At 67.4% G+C, this 16,707-nt stretch carries 13 protein-coding genes; 8 read left to right on the top strand and 5 right to left on the bottom strand.

Annotated features, from left to right (window positions below; genetic code table 11):
* Nucleotides 1-10 precede the first annotated feature (10 nt).
* From VGK27_02030 to VGK27_02045, 4 genes are read right to left on the bottom strand one after another with little or no spacing between them, the layout of a single operon-like run.
* Nucleotides 11-829 (bottom strand): class I SAM-dependent methyltransferase, encoded by an 819-nt coding sequence (locus VGK27_02030; protein ID HEY3488883.1) that lies wholly within the window; start codon nucleotides 827-829, stop codon nucleotides 11-13.
* Nucleotides 826-2,058, bottom strand: coding sequence for a glycosyltransferase family 4 protein (locus VGK27_02035; protein HEY3488884.1), 1,233 nt, complete (start codon nucleotides 2,056-2,058; stop codon nucleotides 826-828). Before VGK27_02035 ends, VGK27_02030 begins: the two co-directional genes overlap by 4 nt.
* On the bottom strand, nucleotides 2,058-3,218 hold the full coding sequence (locus VGK27_02040) for an ABC transporter ATP-binding protein (protein ID HEY3488885.1): 1,161 nt from the start codon (nucleotides 3,216-3,218) through the stop codon (nucleotides 2,058-2,060). Before VGK27_02040 ends, VGK27_02035 begins: the two co-directional genes overlap by 1 nt.
* A gap of 27 nt (nucleotides 3,219-3,245) precedes the next feature.
* Entirely contained in the window at nucleotides 3,246-4,085 is an 840-nt protein-coding gene (locus tag VGK27_02045; GenBank protein HEY3488886.1) for an ABC transporter permease, read from the bottom strand.
* A gap of 127 nt (nucleotides 4,086-4,212) precedes the next feature.
* Here VGK27_02045 and VGK27_02050 point away from each other — a divergent pair, with 127 nt between their 5' ends.
* Genes VGK27_02050 through VGK27_02060 form a run of 3 tightly spaced genes read left to right on the top strand, consistent with a single transcriptional unit; the run spans nucleotide 4,213 to nucleotide 7,994 of the window.
* Nucleotides 4,213-5,385: a glycosyltransferase gene (locus VGK27_02050; GenBank protein ID HEY3488887.1), complete on the top strand. Its 1,173-nt coding sequence runs from the start codon at nucleotides 4,213-4,215 to the stop codon at nucleotides 5,383-5,385.
* Nucleotides 5,373-7,238: an asparagine synthase (glutamine-hydrolyzing) gene (gene asnB, locus VGK27_02055; protein ID HEY3488888.1), complete on the top strand. Its 1,866-nt coding sequence runs from the start codon at nucleotides 5,373-5,375 to the stop codon at nucleotides 7,236-7,238. The genes VGK27_02050 and asnB overlap by 13 nt, the downstream gene beginning before the upstream one ends.
* 51 nt (nucleotides 7,239-7,289) lie before the next feature.
* Nucleotides 7,290-7,994, top strand: coding sequence for a PTS sugar transporter subunit IIA (locus tag VGK27_02060; protein HEY3488889.1), 705 nt, complete (start codon nucleotides 7,290-7,292; stop codon nucleotides 7,992-7,994).
* On the opposite strand, the gene VGK27_02065 is transcribed toward VGK27_02060, so the two are convergent.
* Nucleotides 7,960-9,966, bottom strand: a complete 2,007-nt coding sequence (locus VGK27_02065) for a proton-conducting transporter membrane subunit (protein HEY3488890.1) — start codon at nucleotides 9,964-9,966, stop codon at nucleotides 7,960-7,962. The genes VGK27_02060 and VGK27_02065 overlap by 35 nt on opposite strands.
* 205 nt (nucleotides 9,967-10,171) lie before the next feature.
* On the opposite strand from VGK27_02065, the gene VGK27_02070 reads away from it, so the two are divergent.
* The 5 genes from VGK27_02070 to VGK27_02090 are packed head-to-tail and all read left to right on the top strand — an operon-like array spanning nucleotide 10,172 to nucleotide 16,699.
* Complete coding sequence (locus tag VGK27_02070) at nucleotides 10,172-12,172, top strand: proton-conducting transporter membrane subunit (protein ID HEY3488891.1); 2,001 nt, start codon at nucleotides 10,172-10,174, stop codon at nucleotides 12,170-12,172.
* A 12-nt stretch (nucleotides 12,173-12,184) separates the two neighbouring features.
* On the top strand, nucleotides 12,185-13,093 hold the full coding sequence (locus tag VGK27_02075) for an NADH-quinone oxidoreductase subunit H (protein ID HEY3488892.1): 909 nt from the start codon (nucleotides 12,185-12,187) through the stop codon (nucleotides 13,091-13,093).
* Nucleotides 13,094-13,096: 3 nt separating this feature from the next.
* Nucleotides 13,097-13,738: a hypothetical protein gene (locus VGK27_02080; protein HEY3488893.1), complete on the top strand. Its 642-nt coding sequence runs from the start codon at nucleotides 13,097-13,099 to the stop codon at nucleotides 13,736-13,738.
* A 4-nt stretch (nucleotides 13,739-13,742) separates the two neighbouring features.
* Nucleotides 13,743-15,185, top strand: a complete 1,443-nt coding sequence (locus tag VGK27_02085) for a proton-conducting transporter membrane subunit (protein HEY3488894.1) — start codon at nucleotides 13,743-13,745, stop codon at nucleotides 15,183-15,185.
* Nucleotides 15,182-16,699 (top strand): NADH-quinone oxidoreductase subunit C, encoded by a 1,518-nt coding sequence (locus VGK27_02090; protein ID HEY3488895.1) that lies wholly within the window; start codon nucleotides 15,182-15,184, stop codon nucleotides 16,697-16,699. The genes VGK27_02085 and VGK27_02090 overlap by 4 nt, the downstream gene beginning before the upstream one ends.
* Nucleotides 16,700-16,707: the final 8 nt, after the last annotated feature.

A 16,707-nucleotide genomic window follows, 5' to 3' on the forward strand; every position in this document is an offset into this window, starting at 1 on the left:
GCTTTGCGCCTCAGCCGCCTTCCCTGGCGACCAGGTACTCGACGTTGGCCTCGCCCGTCTTCACCTTCCGCATCGACAAGCCGAGCCCCGCGACGAACTCGGTCACTTCCTGCGGCGTGGACGGCTCGTACGGCCATCCGCCCACCCAGTCGCGGACGTCGGTCCAGAAGGCCATCCCGCGATTGCGCTTGTAGGTCAAGATCTCCTTGAGCGCGGAAAGTCTCTGCCTTGTCGATCTCCCAAGGAAGTAGTTTCGGTAGACGGACGCCACCTCCATCTTCCACCTGGTGGTTTGCGAGGACCGGTTGTACTTCTGCTTCGTCGCGATCCAGTAGGCGGAGTCGGCCGTCTTCTCGTACAAGGCGAGGTAGAAGAGACCGCCCGGCGCGATCCGTCCGGCCGTATTGCGGACGGCCTCCCACAGCGATCCGGTGTGGTGCAAGACGCCCCAGGAATAGACGATGTCCGCGGGTTCGAGCCCGTCGACGAACGCCTTGTCGAGGACGGAGCCGGAGAGCACCTGCCAGTGTGGCGGGTTGCCGGCCATCGCGCGAAGCCGCTCCGTGGTCTTGACCGAAAACGAATCGATGTCGAAGCTGACGATGCGCGCCGCCCCGGAGCGGAATGCCGCCAGCGAGTGAATCCCGCTGCCGCAGCCGACGTCGAGAAAGTATTTTCCCTTGAGGTCGGGCATTTCGAGAAAATCGAGCAGATGCTTCCGGGAGATTTCGACCCGTTCGTCACTGAAATTCTTCTCGACGAATCGCTCCCAGTTTCTGCCGAACGCAAACGTGTCGGCGCCCCGCCGTCCCCCTGAAGCCTCGGTCATCGTATCGCTCCCCCGTCTTTTCCGGCGCCGGCCCGGTCTATCACGCTCTGGTAATACGCAAGCAGTTTTTCGACGACCCGTTCGGGGCGAAGTGTCTGAAGCCGTTCCCCTGATTTCTCGCCCATCGCCGCCCGGGCTTCACCGGTCAGGGCGAGGGCACGCTCGACGGCAACCGCAAGCGCCGCCGGATTTCCCGCCTCGAACAACAGGCCGCTCTCGCCATCCGTCAGCAGTTGCTCGAGGCTGGTGCCCCGGGTTCCGAGGATCACGCAGCGCTGCGCCATCGCTTCCAGGCAGACATTCGGGAAATTCTCGACAAGCGAAGGGATGAGGACCGCCGCGGCGTGTTTCATCACGGGGTACAGCAGGTCATGCCTCATGTCCCCGAGAAAGAGCACCCGTCCCCGATGCGGTCCCGCCTTCTGCCACAGGTGGTCGATGACGGAGGCGCCCTTGTATCCCCCCTGCTCGCGTCCGACCAGGACGACCAGCAGATCGGGATGCCTGCCCAGCAGTTCGGGGAGGGCGTCGGCGATCGTGATCATGCCCTTCGCAATGCTGAAACGACCTACGAACAACAGATACGGCCTTCCCTGAAGCAGCTCGCGGTATACGGAGTCGTCGGTCCGCTCCGTATCCATGACGAACGGCGTCTCGATGACCGTGACCGGACGTCCGAGATCCTTCTCGACCACCGCACCCACGAAGCCGCAGGGCCCGAAGATGCCGTCGGCCCGCAGGAGGCCTTGCCGTTCCAGCCATTGCTGATCGTGCAGGACAGGCATCGGCATCGAGTCGTATTCCCCGAATTTTGCCCAAAGCGGCGAATAGCTGGAAAGGCGAACGACGGCGGGAATTCCGCGGGGGCGAAAAAGCGAAAGCCCGCCCAGGTGCGGGAACTGGACGATCGAAAACGGCGCCCTTCGGTGTTCATTTTTCACCCGGCCGCACAAGCACTGGCTCCGCTTCAACATCCAGATCGCGCTGTAGTGGCGTCGAAGCGTGATGCGGTTCAGGAGCCCCGCCCAGGGGATCGTGCTCTTGGTAGCGACCCGGTGCACTTCGATCCCGTCGTGCACAAGTCGTTCATCGCGGTCGGCCGGCACGAAAACGACCGGCTCGTGCCCCATGCCGATCAAGGAAAGGGACAGGCGGTGCACGTAGTTGGCCAAGCCGCCGGAAAAACTGCGCTCGGTGACGTATTCCGGCGTGACGTAGGCGATCCGCATCACTCCGCCTTGCCTGTCTGCCAGCGCAGAAGCGGGCGGACAAACCCGGGATGCCCGCCCACGTAATCGCCGGGTTCGGGTTCCGAATCGAAAACGTTGAACATGATGGGCCTTTCCTGTTTGAACAACACCGTATTGCCGTCCCGCATGAAGAACAGGTCGACCGTGAACTTGCCGCCGTTCAGCAGGTCCGCCGGAATGTGGCAGACGCTCCGGTAACGCCCGGGGGCGATCGGTGCCGCGCGATCCCCCGAACGGAACACGACATCCCCGCCCGCCGACTTGAAGTGGATGGAAACGTAGAAGGACTGGAACGGAACCAGCACCCTGAACGCGAACTCGAGCAGGAAGGGAACCCGGATGGTCATCGCGTCCGCCGGGGACCCGTCCTCCGGCACGACGCGCGCCCCCAGCAAACGGACGCAGTCATTTCCCGGTGCGGAATCGTCGTCCGGCCAGGCCAGGTCGTCCTCAACCTTCGAGAAGCTGTTGGAATAGGCGACGATGGCGCCATTCGCATCCCCTTCGAATGCGATCTTTCCGTCGTTCAGCCAGATGACGCGATTGCAGAGCGATCGAATCAGCTGAAGGTTGTGGCTGACGACCAGGACCGTCCGCCCTTCCTGGCCGATCTCGCCGATTCGCCCGACGCATTTCGCCTGGAAGCGGGCGTCGCCCACGGCAAGCACCTCGTCGACGATCAGGATCTCGGGTTCGAGGTGAGCCGCGACGGAGAAGGCCAGGCGAACGTACATCCCGGAGGAGTAGTGCTTGACGGGGGTATCGATGAACTTCCCGATCTCGGAAAAGTCGACGATGGCGTCGAACTTCCGGCGGATCTCGGCCTTTCTCATCCCCAGCAGCGTTCCGTTCAGGAAGATGTTTTCCCTGCCCGTCAGTTCGGGATGGAAACCGGTACCCACCTCGAGCAGGCTGCAGACCCGCCCCCGCATTTCGACCCGCCCGGCAGTCGGGTCGGTGATGCCGGACAGGATCTTGAGCAGCGTCGATTTTCCGGCGCCGTTTCGGCCGATGATCCCCAGCGTCTCTCCCGCCGGCACCTCGAAGGTCAGCCCGTCGAGCGCCTGGAAGCGGTTCCCTGCCGCGGGCGCCCCGATGCGGTATTCCTTGGAAAGCCGTTCGACCTTGATCGCGGGCATCCTCACCACTTCGGATCCGCCAGGAAATCAGAGGATGTCGGCAAAACGACGCTCCATCCGGCCAAACCAGGCGATTCCCAAAACCAGGATTGCGAACGAGACGACGAAGGAGAGCGCGAGGGCCCGGACGTCGAGCGGCGTCCCGAGGATCGCGGCCCGAAACCCTTCGACCTGCGCAGCCAGCGGATTGACCGACAGGAGAAAGCGCCAGCGGGGGGGCACCAGCGTCGACGGATAGATCACCGGCGTCACGTAAAGCCAGACCTGGACAAGGTAGCCGACCAGGTTGCCGAAATCCCGGTGTGAAACCGTCAATGCGGAAAATAGGGTTCCGACCCCCAGCGATGTCACGGAGACCGCCAGGATGAGCAGCGGAAGCCAGCACAGGCTCGCGCTCCATCCCGCCCCGAAGAACGGCATCACGAGCAGCAGGAACGCCAGCGACACGAAGAGGTCGACCAGCCCCCCGATCGCGATGGCCAGGGGAATGACGATCCGCGGGAAGTACACCTTGCTGATCAGGGGAGCCGAGGCGATGAGGGAATTGGCCGATGTCAGGGCCACGCCCGAGAAAAAGCCCCAGGGGAGCAGGGCGGAGAAGACGAAGATGGCGTATGGATGCCCCTCGGAAGGAACGCGGACCATCATTCCGAAGACCAGCGTGTAGATCAGCATGGTCCCGAGCGGCCGGAGAAGAACCCAGGCGCTGCCCAGGAGCGTCTGCTTGTAGCGCACCTTGATGTCGCGGAGGACGAGGACGGACACGAGGTCGCGATAGGCCCAGACAGCGGAGAGATCGGCCCAGCGCCACCCGTGCGAAGGCTCGATGATCTTTACGGGAATGCTTTCGTCGGAAGCGGTTTTCATCAATCCCCTATTCTACAGGACCCCCCTCGATTCTCAACGGGCAATCCGGCCGCGGCAAGGGCGGGACGCACCCGCCGGGACGCGCCGGTTGACGCCGGCGAACCGGATGGGGGACACTCCAACGAGCATGCCGACCCGAGAGCCCACGAAGATCGCCTACATCCTCCCCAACGTCGAGTCCGGCGGGACCGAGCGGCACGTTCTGGCGCTCGCCCGGTCGCTGCCGCAGGAGCGATACGCGCTGTCGCTCTTCACGACGGCGGGCGGAGGGTGGCTGCACCCGGAGTTCTCGGAATTGATGCCGGTCACCGTCTTCGGCGATCCACGGCACGGGCGCCGCTTCCGGATCGGCCCGCTCGAGCAGCTGCGGACCATCGCGCGGCTCACCCGGATCTTCCGAAAAACACGGCCCGACATCGTGCACTGCTACCTGCCCGCCGCGAACGTGATCGGCCCTGTCGCCGCACGCCTCGCGGGCGTCCCGCGGGTGATCGTCAGCAAGCGGGCGCTGTGCGACTACAAGGCGCGCTATCCGCTGTTGCGCCGGGTCGAGCCGGTCGGGAACCGGCTGGCCGACGTCGTGCTCGTCAACTCCGACGCCGTCCGGGCCGATGTCGAGCGCACCGAATCCGGCTGGCAGGGAAAATTCCGCAAGGTCTACAACGGCGTGGCTCCGATCGCGCCTTTTGCCCCGGCGGCGCGGGCCGCGTTCCGGGAGCGCGAAGGCATCCCGGCCGAGGCGCGCGTTGTGCTCGCCGTCTCCAACTTCTATCCCTACAAGGGGCACGCGGAGCTGATGGCGGCGGCGCCGGCCGTGCTCGCGCGCTTTCCCGAGACCCGGTTCGTCCTCGTCGGCCGCGACGCCGGAACACTGGCCGAGACGCGGCGACAGGCGGACGCATCCGGCTTCGCCGACCGCTTCCTCTTCCCGGGCGACCGCGCGGATGTCCCCGACTTCCTGCGGGCGGCCGACCTGTTCGTCCACCCGTCGCGGGAGGAGGGCTTCTCCAACGCGATCCTCGAAGCGATGGCCGCCGGTCTGCCGGTCGCGGCTTTCGCCGTCGGCGGCAATCCCGAAGCCGTCGAGGACGGGGTGACGGGTTTGCTCGCTCCCCCCCGCGACGCGGGGCGGCTGGCCGACGCGATGGTGACGCTGCTCGCCGATGCCGGCATGCGCGCGACGATGGGCGAAGCGGGGTGCAGGGCGACACGCGAGCGCTTCTCGATCGAACGGATGGTCGGCGGGATGACCGCGATCTACGACGCGCTCATGGAGGGGAACGGCACATGTGCGGAATAGCGGGCTTCCTGGCCAAGGGGACGGAGCGGCCCGGGCGGGAGCTGCTCGCCACGATGGGCGGGACGTTGGCGCACCGGGGGCCGGACGGCTCGGGGGAATGGCTGTCGCCGGACGGGCGGGCCGGCCTGGCCCACCGCCGGCTCGCGATCCTCGACCTCACCCCGGCGGGCGCCCAGCCGATGACGACCGCCGACGGCCGGTTCGCGATCTCGTTCAATGGGGAGGTCTTCAACTACCGGGAGATCCGCTCGGAGCTCAAAGGGCTGGGCCACGCCTTCCGGAGCGACTCCGACACCGAGGTCATGCTGGCGGCCATCGCCGAGTGGGGGCTCGACGCAGCCGTCTCCCGCTTCATCGGCATGTTCGCCTTCGCCCTGTGGGACGAGCAAAAAGGCACGCTCTCGCTCGTGCGCGACCGGCTCGGCATCAAGCCGCTCTACCTGGCGCACGCGCCGGGGCTGACGCTGTTTTCCTCCGAGCTCAAGGGGATCATGGCGTGTCCCGCCTTCTCGCGGGAGGTCGACCGCGACGCCCTGCAATATTTCCTCGAGTTCCAGTACGTCCCCATCCCGTTCTCGATCTTCCGCGACGCGCGCAAAGTGCCGCCGGGCGTCATCGTCGAGATCGGGCCGGACGGCAGCCGGGCCGAGCGTCGCTACTGGGATCTGCTCGACCACTGGGGAGTCTCCGGCGCCCCGCGCCGGGAAGAGGAGTACCTCGATGAGCTCAAGGGGCTGCTGTCCTCCTCGATCCGCTACCGGATGATCAGCGACGTGCCGCTGGGCGCATTCCTGTCGGGCGGGATCGATTCCTCGCTCGTCGTCGCGCTGATGCAGCGGGAGTCCTCCCGGCCGGTGAAGACCTTCTCGATCGGCTTCGACGAGAAGGGGTACGACGAATCCGGCTACGCCCGCGCCGTCGCGAACCACCTCGGGACCGAGCACCACGCGAAGATCTGCACGGCATCGGAGGCGCTGTCGCTCATCCGGAAGATTCCCGAGCACTATGACGAGCCGTTCGCCGATTCCTCGGCGATCCCGACGATGCTCGTGTCGTCATTCACGCGGGAGCACGTCACGGTCAGCCTCTCGGGCGACGGCGGCGACGAGCTGTTCTGCGGATACCCGCGGTACGACTGGGTGCGGCAGGGGTCCCGGGCGCACCGGCTGCCGGCGCCGATCCGGAAGCCGCTGGCCGCGCTCCTGTCGCGCGTGCCGAGCCACCGGGTGCAAAAGGCGGCGGCGAGCCTCCGGGAGGGCGACCTCGCCCGATTCTATTTCCACGCGGTCGCGATCGTCGGCCACGACCTGCTGCCCGACCTGCTCGCGCACGTCGCGGACGATTCCGGGCTCGGCTACTTCTCGACGTTCCGCGACCCGCGCCTCTCGAACCCGCTCGACCGGGCCATGGCGACCGACATCCGCACCTACCTCGTCGACGACATCCTGACGAAGGTCGACCGGGCATCCATGGCATGCTCGCTCGAAGCCCGCGTGCCGCTGCTGGACCACCGGATCGTCGAGTTCGCCGCAAGGCTTCCGCTTTCGATGAAGGTCGGGGCGTTCGGCGCGAAGCACCTGCTCCGGCGGGTCCTTTACGACCTCGTCCCGAGGGAGCTGCTCGAGCGGCCCAAGATGGGATTCGGCATTCCCGTCGACCGCTGGCTTCGGAACGAGCTTCGCCCGCTGGTCGAGGAGCATCTGTCCCCCGAGCGGATCCGCAAGGAAGGGTTCCTCCGGCCGGAAGGCGTCTCGCGGCTGGTCGACGAACATATGAGCGGGCGGACCAACCACATGTACCGGATCTGGGCGCTGCTCATGTTCTCGATGTGGCGGGAGCGCTGGCTGGGATGACACCGGGCGGTCCTTGTTGACTTCCGGCCCGGGGGTCGTGATGATTGAATCATGCTCATCAATATAGAAGAAACGGCACGCCTGTTCGACGTATCCGAGAAGGAAGTCCTCCGGTGGATCCGGAAAGGGGGTCTCCCCGCCTCGCAGATCGAGGGGCAGTTCGAGATCAACCGGATGGAACTGCTCGAATGGGCCACCGACAAGGGCATCAAGGTGCCGTCGGAGCTGTTCGCGGCCGCGGACGCCGAGGAATCGCGGCCGCTGCCCACCCTGCTTGCCGCCCTCGAGAGGGGGGGAATCCATCGGGACGTTCCCGGGGACGACCGGCAGGCGGTCCTCCGGAGCGTGGTCGGCCTGCTGCCGCTGCCGCCCAAGGTCGACGCCGGCTTCCTGCTCCAGGTGCTGCTCGCCCGCGAGGCGCTCGGATCGACCGCGATCGGCGACGGGATCGCCATCCCCCACGTCCGCAACCCGATCCTGCTCAACCAGGCGACGCCGTTCATCGCCCTGTGCTTCCTGGCGAAGCCGATCGACTTTCAGGCGCTCGACGGGAAACCGGTGCACATCCTGTTCACGCTGGCGAGCCCGACCGTGAAGTGCCACCTGCACCTGCTGTCGCGGCTGGCCTTCGTCCTGCGCAACCCGGCTTTCAAGGCGGTCCTTTCGGGCCCGTACGACCCGGCGAAGATTCTCGGGACCGTCGCGACGCTCGAAGCAGGGATCACATCGACCAGGCCAGCAGCGCCGCCAAGGTAAACACCATGTAAAGGATGTAGAGGTGCAGCCGGCCGTGCTGCAGGCCGCGCAGGACCGACAGTCTTTCGTTCGCGCGCGCCAGGAACGGCAGATACGCCAGATCGAGCACCGCCTCGGGCACGTGGATCTCGAACCGCCCGGCCCCGGGCAATAGCCTCCCGAGCTCCGGCTCCCGCCGGTGCGGCCGCAGGATTCCCCTGAACAGCGAGACGATCATGTCGGCGAAGGACGAGGCCGTGTACTGGATCCGGGGCGTCGGCCGGAGGTAGGCGCACCCCCAGGTCGGCGCCAACGGGGACGCGGCCGCCTTCGTCCGCGACAGGAACAGGAGCGTCGCCCCGACGCAACCGGCCGCCAGTGCAAGGTCGAGCGCGGTGATCCACCCGAGCGGCGCCAGGCCGGACGGGGAGATCCCCGCCGCGTCTGCGGAAGGGACGGACGCCGCGACAGCCGCATCGAGGAGTCCGCCCAACAGGACCGGCGCCAGCCCGATCGCGACGCAAACCAGGGCGAGCACCGACATCGCCCCGACCATCCATCGGCCTTCCCCGTGGGCCTCCTCCGGGAGAGCGACGCGCGGCGTCCCCAAGAACACGACCCCGTAAACCTTGACGAAACAGGCCAGCGCCAGCCCCCCCGTCAGCGCGAGCGACGGCACCGCGAGCGCAGTGAAGGCGGCGGCGGACGTGTGCTTGCCCGTGGCACCGGCGAACAGGCCGAGATAGACCAGCAGCTCGCTGACGAAGCCGTTGAGCGGCGGCAGCCCGCAGATCGCCGCAGCGCCCACCAGGAAAAGGATCGCGGTGCGCGGCAGGCGCCGGGAGAGCCCCCCCATCCGGTCGATCTCCCGGGTCCCGGCCGCGTGGATGACGGAGCCCGCCCCGAGGAACAGCAGCCCCTTGAACGTCGCGTGGTTGAGCACGTGGAGCAGCGCGCCCGCCATCCCGAGGACCATGAGCGGCCCGTTATGCGTCGCCCGCCCGATCAGCGACCCGCCGAGGCCCAGGAGGATGATCCCGATATTCTCGATGCTGTGGTAGGCCAGGAGCCGCTTGAGGTCGTGCTGCCCGATCGCGAACGCCACGCCGGCCACCGCCGAGACGATGCCGAGCAGAAGGACCGCGATCCCCCACCAGAGCGGGATGCCGGCGAAGAACGACATGGCCCGGACGAACCCGTAGACCCCGACCTTCAGGACGACACCCGACATGACCGCCGAGACGTGACTGGGGGCGGACGCGTGCGCCGAGGGGAGCCAGATGTGCAGCGGCATCATGCCCATCTTCATCCCGAAACCGAACAGGGCGGCGAGGAAGAGCCAGGCCGGCGCGACGCCGTCCGCCGGCACCGAGCCCGCGGCCGGGAAAAGGTAGCTCCCCGTCGCTTGGAAGAGCAGCGGGAAGAAGGCGAAGAGCGCGAGCGTTCCGATGTGCGTCGTGATCAGGTAGAGGGCGCTTGCCTCCCGGACCTCCTCCTTCTCGTCCTCGGTGGACAGGACCAGCCAGGCGGCGAGCGCCATGATCTCCCAGGCGATGAGGAAGAGGACCCCGTTGCGCGCCATCGCCACCCACGCCATGGCCGACGTGAGCAGGCCGAAGAAGAAGGTGAGCTTCGCCGCGGAGCGGGGATAGGCGTCCGCGGGCCGGTAGTCGAGCGCGTAGAAGGCGCAGCACGCGGGAACGATGAAGATGGGCAGGAGGAAGAGCGCCGAGAGGGGATCGACGCCGAATTCGCAGGGGCCGAAGGGCAGCGTCCAGGAAAATTCGAAGGTCTCGGTCCGGCGAAGGAGAAGCGCCGAGACGCTCCCGCCCGCACCGATCGCCGCCGCCGCGCCCATCATGAACGCGGCCACCTTCTGCCCCGTCCGCGGGGAAGTCATCCGGAACGCCATCGGAACTCCGGAAAGGGCGGCGAGCGTCGACGCGAGGATCAACAGGACGCCCGGAGCGAGCCAGTCGCCGATCACGGCCATATCACCTCCCGGAATAAAACAATGTCACGCACAAAATGAAATCCCGCGCAAAATCAATTTTATCGGAGCAGTTTGTCATCTTCCGCCCCTTTGTGCTAAATTGGGGCGCAGTTCCGGAATCGAGCCTCATTATGACCCTAGATCACTCCGCAAAATATGACAAGCCCGGGCGTCCTCCTGCCCTGCCCTCCCTTCCGGTGACGGCGTGACGGGTTTCGGGCCGGACGAATTCCCGTTGGCCATTGCGCTGATCGGTTGCGCGACCGCCCTGCTGGCGCTGTCCGGCATCCCCGGCCTCTTCCTACGGCATCGTCCCGGGTGGGGCCAGAATTTCGCGGCTGCCGCGACCGTCGTCGCCGCGCTCGCGGGCCTGTCCTCGGCGGTTTCCCTGCTCCTCTTCCCCGATCCCTCCTCCTGGCTCCTCGACTGGAATCTCCCGTTCGGCGACTGTGAAGTCGCGGTCGACGCGCTGTCCGCCCTGTTCCTGATCCCCGTCTTCCTCGTCTCGGCCTGCGCCGCCGTCTACGCGATCGGCTACCATCCCGCCCGGGAGCACCGGGACACCGAGCCGGGCATGACCTTCTTCACCGGAATCCTGGCCGCCGCGATGGTGCTGCTCCTGATGGCCCGCAACGGCGTCCTGTTCATCATGGCGTGGGAGGCCATGGCGCTGTCCGCCTGGTTCCTGCTCACGACCGACCGCGGCAAGCCCGAGGTGCAGCGGGCAGGCACCGTCTACCTGTTCGCCACCCACATCGGCACCATGGCGCTTTTCGTCCTGTTCGCCGTGCTCCGGACCGAGACCGGCACCTTCGGATTTCCCGGCATCCGCGCGCTCGCCTCGACCGGTCCCGCGACGGCGATCTTCCTGCTGGCGCTCTTCGGGTTCGGCGCCAAGGCGGGGCTCATGCCGCTGCACACCTGGCTCCCCGCCGCCCACGCCAACGCCCCCAGCCACGTGTCGGCCCTATTGTCCGGCGTCATGCTCAAGATGGGCATCTACGGCATCGTGCGCGTCGCCTTCCTCTTCCAGGCGCCGCCCGCCTGGTGGGACATCCTGCTGGTCGTCATGGGCGCGATGACGGCCGTCCTGGGCATCGCCTTCGCGACGTCGCAGCGCGACCTGAAGCGCATGCTCGCCTGCAGCAGCATCGAAAACATCGGGATCATCACGCTCGGCCTCGGTCTCGGGATGGCCGGCATCCGGCGCGGGAACACCACGCTGGCGCTCCTCGGCGTCGCCGGCGCCTTCCTGCACGTGCTCAACCACAGCCTCTTCAAGCCGCTCCTGTTCCTCGGCTCGGGCGCCCTGATCCACGCCACCGGCACCCGGGAGATCGACCGGATGGGCGGCCTCGCCAAGAGGATGCCCACGACCGCCCTCCTGTTCCTCGTCGGCTCCGCGGCCATCTGCGGCCTCCCGCCGCTCAACGGCTTCGTCGGCGAATTCCTCATCTACCTCGGCATCTTCTCCGACGCCCGGGGCGCGGCCGCCCCATGGCCCGCCCTCCTGGCGCCGGTGCTCGCCCTGGTCGGCGGCATCGCGGCGATCGGCTTCGTGAAGCTCTACGGCATCGCGTTCCTCGGGAACCCCCGCTCGCCCGAGGCCGCGACCGGCCACGAGGCGGGCAAGGCCATGCTTCTGCCCATGGCGCTGCTGGCCATCCTGTGCTGTGTCGTCGGCGTCGTTCCGCAGCCGATCATCCGCCTGGTCGAGCCGGCCGCCTCCTCCCTGATGCCCTGGCCGCCCGCGCCGGGCGGGGCGATCGCGACGCTTCCGTCGATCGGCTGGCTCTCCGTCGCGAGCGGCGGCCTCCTCGCGCTTGCCGCCCTGATCGCGCTGCTCTTCCGGCGCCGGCTGGCCGCCGCGCCCTCCGCCGTCGCGCCCACATGGGGATGCGGCTATCTCGCCCCCTCTCCCCGGGTCCAGTACACGGGCACCTCCTTCTCCGAGCTGCTCGTCAACCTGTTCGAGGGCGCCGTCCGCCCCGACCGCACGCCGCCGATCCTCTCCGGGCTCGCCGCCGGGGCGTCGCGCTTCCGGTTCGCCCCGACCGAGACGATCCTCGACCGGCTGCTCTTCCCGGCCTTTTCCGTCGCAGCGGGCGTCTTCGCCTTCATCCACCGGCTCCAGCACGGGCAGATGCACATCTATATGCTTTACATCTTCGTCACGCTCTTTCTGCTGATGATCTGGGCACACTAGGGGGATTGCTTTATGGCCGATACGATCATCCACCTGCTGCTCGCCCTGCTGATGCCGCCGCTCCTGCTCGGCGTCATCGGAAAGACCAAGGCGGCGTTCGCCGGCCGCGTGGGGGCGCCTTACCTCCAGCCCTACTTCGACCTCGCGCGACTGTTCCGCAAGGGATCCGTCTTCAGCCCGACGACCACCTGGATCTTCCGCGCGGGCCCGGTGGTCACGCTGGCCGCCACGGCGGCCGCGGCGCTGATGATCCCCTTCGGCAACCACCCGGCGCCGATCTCGTTCGCCGGCGACGCCGTCCTCTTCGCCTACCTCTTCGCGCTCGGCCGCTTCTTCACGACGCTCGCCGCGCTCGACACCGGGTCCAGCTTCGAAGGAATGGGCGCCGCCCGCGAGGTCACCTTCTCCTGCCTGGCCGAGCCCACCCTGTTCTTCGCGCTCGTCACGCTGGCCCGCCTGACCGGCAGCCTCTCGCTCACCGGCATGCTGACGGGGTTGCCCGCCGCCGTCTGGCTGGGCGCGGGCGCCTCGATGATCCTGCTGCTCTGCGGGATGTTCATCGTCCTGTTGTCCGAGAACTGCCGCATCCCGTTCGACGATCCCAACACGCACCTCGAGCTGACCATGATCCACGAGGTCATGGTGCTCGATCACAGCGGTCCCGCGTTCGGGCTCATCCTGTACGGCGCCGCCCTGAAGCTGTTCGTCCTGGGCGCCTTCTTCGTCGACATCGCCCTGCCGTTCGGGGCGAGCAACCCGGCCCTCGAGTGGCCCCTGTTCGTCTTTTCCATGCTCGTGCTGGCCATCCTCATCGGGATGGTCGAATCCGTGATGGCGCGGCTCCGGCTGGTCCGGATCCCGCAGCTGCTGGTGGCGGCAACGGTCCTGACCGCCTTCTCCATGCTGCTGATACTGAGGTAACCGATGGTCCCGTTCGCAGACCAAATGCTCGTGCTGGTCATGCTGATCAACTTCGTGGTGCTGGGGTCGAGCCGGCTGGCGTTCTCCATCCGCGCGGTCGCGGCGCAGGGGGTCGTCCTCGGCGCCCTGCCGATGATCATCCACCCCCTTTCCTGGCGACTGGCGGGGATCACCGCGGGCATCATCCTCGCCAAGGGGATGCTCATCCCGTGGCTCATCAACGACGCCGTCCGGAAGGCCCAGATCAAGCGCGAGGTCGAGCCGTTCCTCGGCTACGTGACCACGCTCCTGATCGGCGCCGTCTTCACCGCGCTCGCCTTCGTCTTCGCCGAGCGGCTCCCGCTCGCCCCCGAGCACCAGGACCTGCTGGTCGTTCCCGCATCCATTGCCACGCTATTGACCGGCTTCCTCGTGCTGACGTCGCGACGCAAGGCCATCTCGCAGGTCATCGGCTACCTGGTACTGGAAAACGGGATTTTCATCTTCGGCCTCCTCCTGACCGAGGCCATGCCGATGATGGTCGAGGCCGGGGTGCTGCTCGACCTCCTGGTCGGCATCTTCGTCATGGGCATCGTGATCAACCACATCAGCCACGAATTTTCCTCGATCGACACGTCGCGGCTGCGCACCCTCAAGGAGGACTGAAGCGATGCTGCTGACCGTCTTCGTCCTCATGCCGCTTGTCGGCGCCCTCCTCGCCTGGGTCGTCCCGTCGGGCCGGAAGCGCCCGCTGATCCTGCCGATTGTCGGCGCCGCGCACCTGGTCATGACGATCCTGCTCCTGGCCGACACGCCGCCCCCCTCGGCGGGGGGCTGGATCTTCCTCGACCCGCTCGGGAAAATCGTCCTTTTGAGCATCAGCACGCTGTTTCTCGTGTGCGCGGTCTACGCCGTGGGCTACCTCGCCTACCGCGAGGAGCGGTCGAACCGGGTACTCTGCATGGGGCTCCAGGTCTGCCTATCGGCCATGACGCTGGTCACGATGTCGCATCATCTCGGGTTGCTCTGGGTCGCGCTCGAGACGACCACCGTCGCGATGGCGCCGCTCGTCTACTTCAACCGCAACGCCCGCTCCATCGAGGCGACCTGGAAGTACCTGCTCATCTGCTCGGTCGGCATCGCGCTGGCGCTGCTCGGCCTCTTCTTCCTCGCCTACTCCACGGTCGTCGCGAAGGCCACCGAGCCGACGCTGCTGCTCGAGCCGCTCATCGCCTCCGCCTCCCGCCTCAACCCCGGGTGGCTCCACGGCGCGTTCATATTCCTGCTGGTGGGGTTCGGCTCCAAGATGGGGCTGGCGCCGCTGCACACCTGGAAGCCCGACGCCTACGGCGAGGCGCCGGGGCTCGTGGGGGCGCTTTTGGCCGGAGGGCTCGTCAACTGCGCCTTCCTGGCCGTCCTGCGCGTCTACCAGATCTGCATGGCCTCGGGCACCGAGATCGCCTTCTTCCAGCACGCGCTGCTGGCGATGGGGCTGGTCTCCATGGCGTTCGCGGCCGTCTTCATGGTCCGGCAGGCCGATTTCAAGCGAATGCTCGCCTGGTCCAGCGTCGAGCACGTGGGGATTCTCGCCGTGGCGCTGGGGCTCGGCAAGGGGGCGCTTTTCGGCGCGCTCTTCCACGTCATCAACAACGGGCTGACCAAGGGGGTGCTGTTCCTCTCCTCCGGCAACATCCACCGCTCCTACGGCAGCAAGACGACCGATGTCGTCAAGGGGGCGATGCGGCGCGTGCCGTGGTCCGGCGGGCTTTTCCTGGCGGGCTTCATCGCGATCACCGGCTCGCCGCCGTTCTCGCCGTTCATCAGCGAGTACACCATCGTCAGCAGCGCCTTCCTGCAGGGCAACGGCGGCGTCGGCGCGGCGTTTCTGCTGCTGCTGACCATCGTGTTCATCGGCATGGCCTCCACCGTCCTTCCGCTCGTGATGGGCGAGCCGCCGGAGGGGCTCGAGAAAAGCCCTTACCGCGACCGGGTGCTGACGGTCGCGCCGCCGCTCTGCCTGATGGGCGTCGTGCTGATGCTGGGGCTCTGGATTCCCGGCCCGCTGATGACGCTCTTGCGCGACGGCGCCGCACTTCTGGGAGCGCAACCATGAAACCCGACTTCCTGATCCTCGGCAACGGCGCCGCGGCGCCGGCCCGCGACATCCCCGTCTACGAGATCGACCGGTTCCTCCAAGGGATCATCGACGCCGTCGACGATGGCTGGCGGATCTCGTCCTGGTTCGGGGTGCCCACGCCCGGCGGCGCGACGCTCTATTGCGTGCTTTCCTTCAAGCAGGATGGGCAGATCGGAATCATGGCGGCCGAGGCAGGCCTGTCCTTCACGTCGATCGCCGGGCTCTGCCCGCAGGCGAGCCTCTTCGAGCGGGAGATCGCCGAGCAGTGCGGAATCGTCCCCGAGGGGCACCCGTGGTTCAAGCCGGTCCGCTTCCATCGATCGTTCGTCCGCGGGCGGGATGCGTGGGGACGCCCCGAGGCCGACCCGATCCTTCCGGGCATCATGGATTTCTACCGGGTCGAGGGGGAATCGGTCCACGAGGTGGCGGTCGGGCCGATCCACGCCGGCATCATCGAGCCGGGACACTTCCGCTTCCAGTGCCACGGCGAGCAGGTGTTCCATCTCGAGATCTCGCTGGGATACCAGCACCGGGGAATTGAGCAGGCGCTGATGGGGGGACCGCACCCCAAAAGCCCCTACATGATCGAGGCGGCGGCGGGCGACACGACCGTCGGGCACTCGCAGGCGTGGTGCATGGCGCTCGAGGCGCTTTCGGGATGCCGGGTTCCGGCGCGGGCCGAGGCGCTCCGCGGGATCGCCCTCGAACTCGAGCGGCTGGCCAACCATACCGGCGACCTGGGGGCGATCGCCGGCGACATCGGCTACCTGCCGACCTCGTCGTTCTGCGGCCGGATCCGCGGCGACTTCCTCAATATGACTGCGATGATCTGCGGTAGCCGCTTCGGCCGGGGCCTCGTCCGGCACGGCGGGACCGGCTTCGACCTGGGCGCCCGCGAGGTCGACGAGATGCTCGCAAGACTCGCGGAGGCGCGCCGCGACCTCACCAACGCGGTCGACCTGCTGTGGAACACCCCGTCGGTCATGGGACGCCTCGAAAACACGGGCGCACTCGCACCCGACCTCGCCCGCGAACTGGGGCTGGTCGGCCCGCCCGCCCGCGCCTGCGGCCTGGCGCTCGACGTCCGCCGCGACCACCCCTTCGGCATCTACCGGGTGGCCCAGATCCCGCTGGTCGCGGGGCACCACGGCGACGTCTGCGCCCGAAGCATGATCCGGTGGCTCGAATGCGAGAAGTCGCTCGACTTTATCGGCGAGCAGCTGCTGCAATTGCCGGGCGGCCCGTTCCGCAACCCCGGCGGCGAGCTCGCACCGGGGCACGTGACGGTCGCCATGACCGAGGGTTGGCGCGGCGAGATCTGCCACGTCGCACTGACCGACGCGTCGGGGCGCCTGGCCCGCTACAAGATCGTCGATCCCTCGTTCCACAACTGGCAGGGGCTCTCGATCGCGCTCAGGGGACAGCAGATCTCCGATTTCCCGCTCTGCAACAAGAGCTTCAACCTGTCCTACTGCGGATTCGACCTGTGACGGAGGAC

It is taken from the genome of Candidatus Deferrimicrobiaceae bacterium (genome assembly GCA_036504035.1).
Lineage (GTDB): Bacteria > Desulfobacterota > Deferrimicrobia > Deferrimicrobiales > Deferrimicrobiaceae > JANXPS01.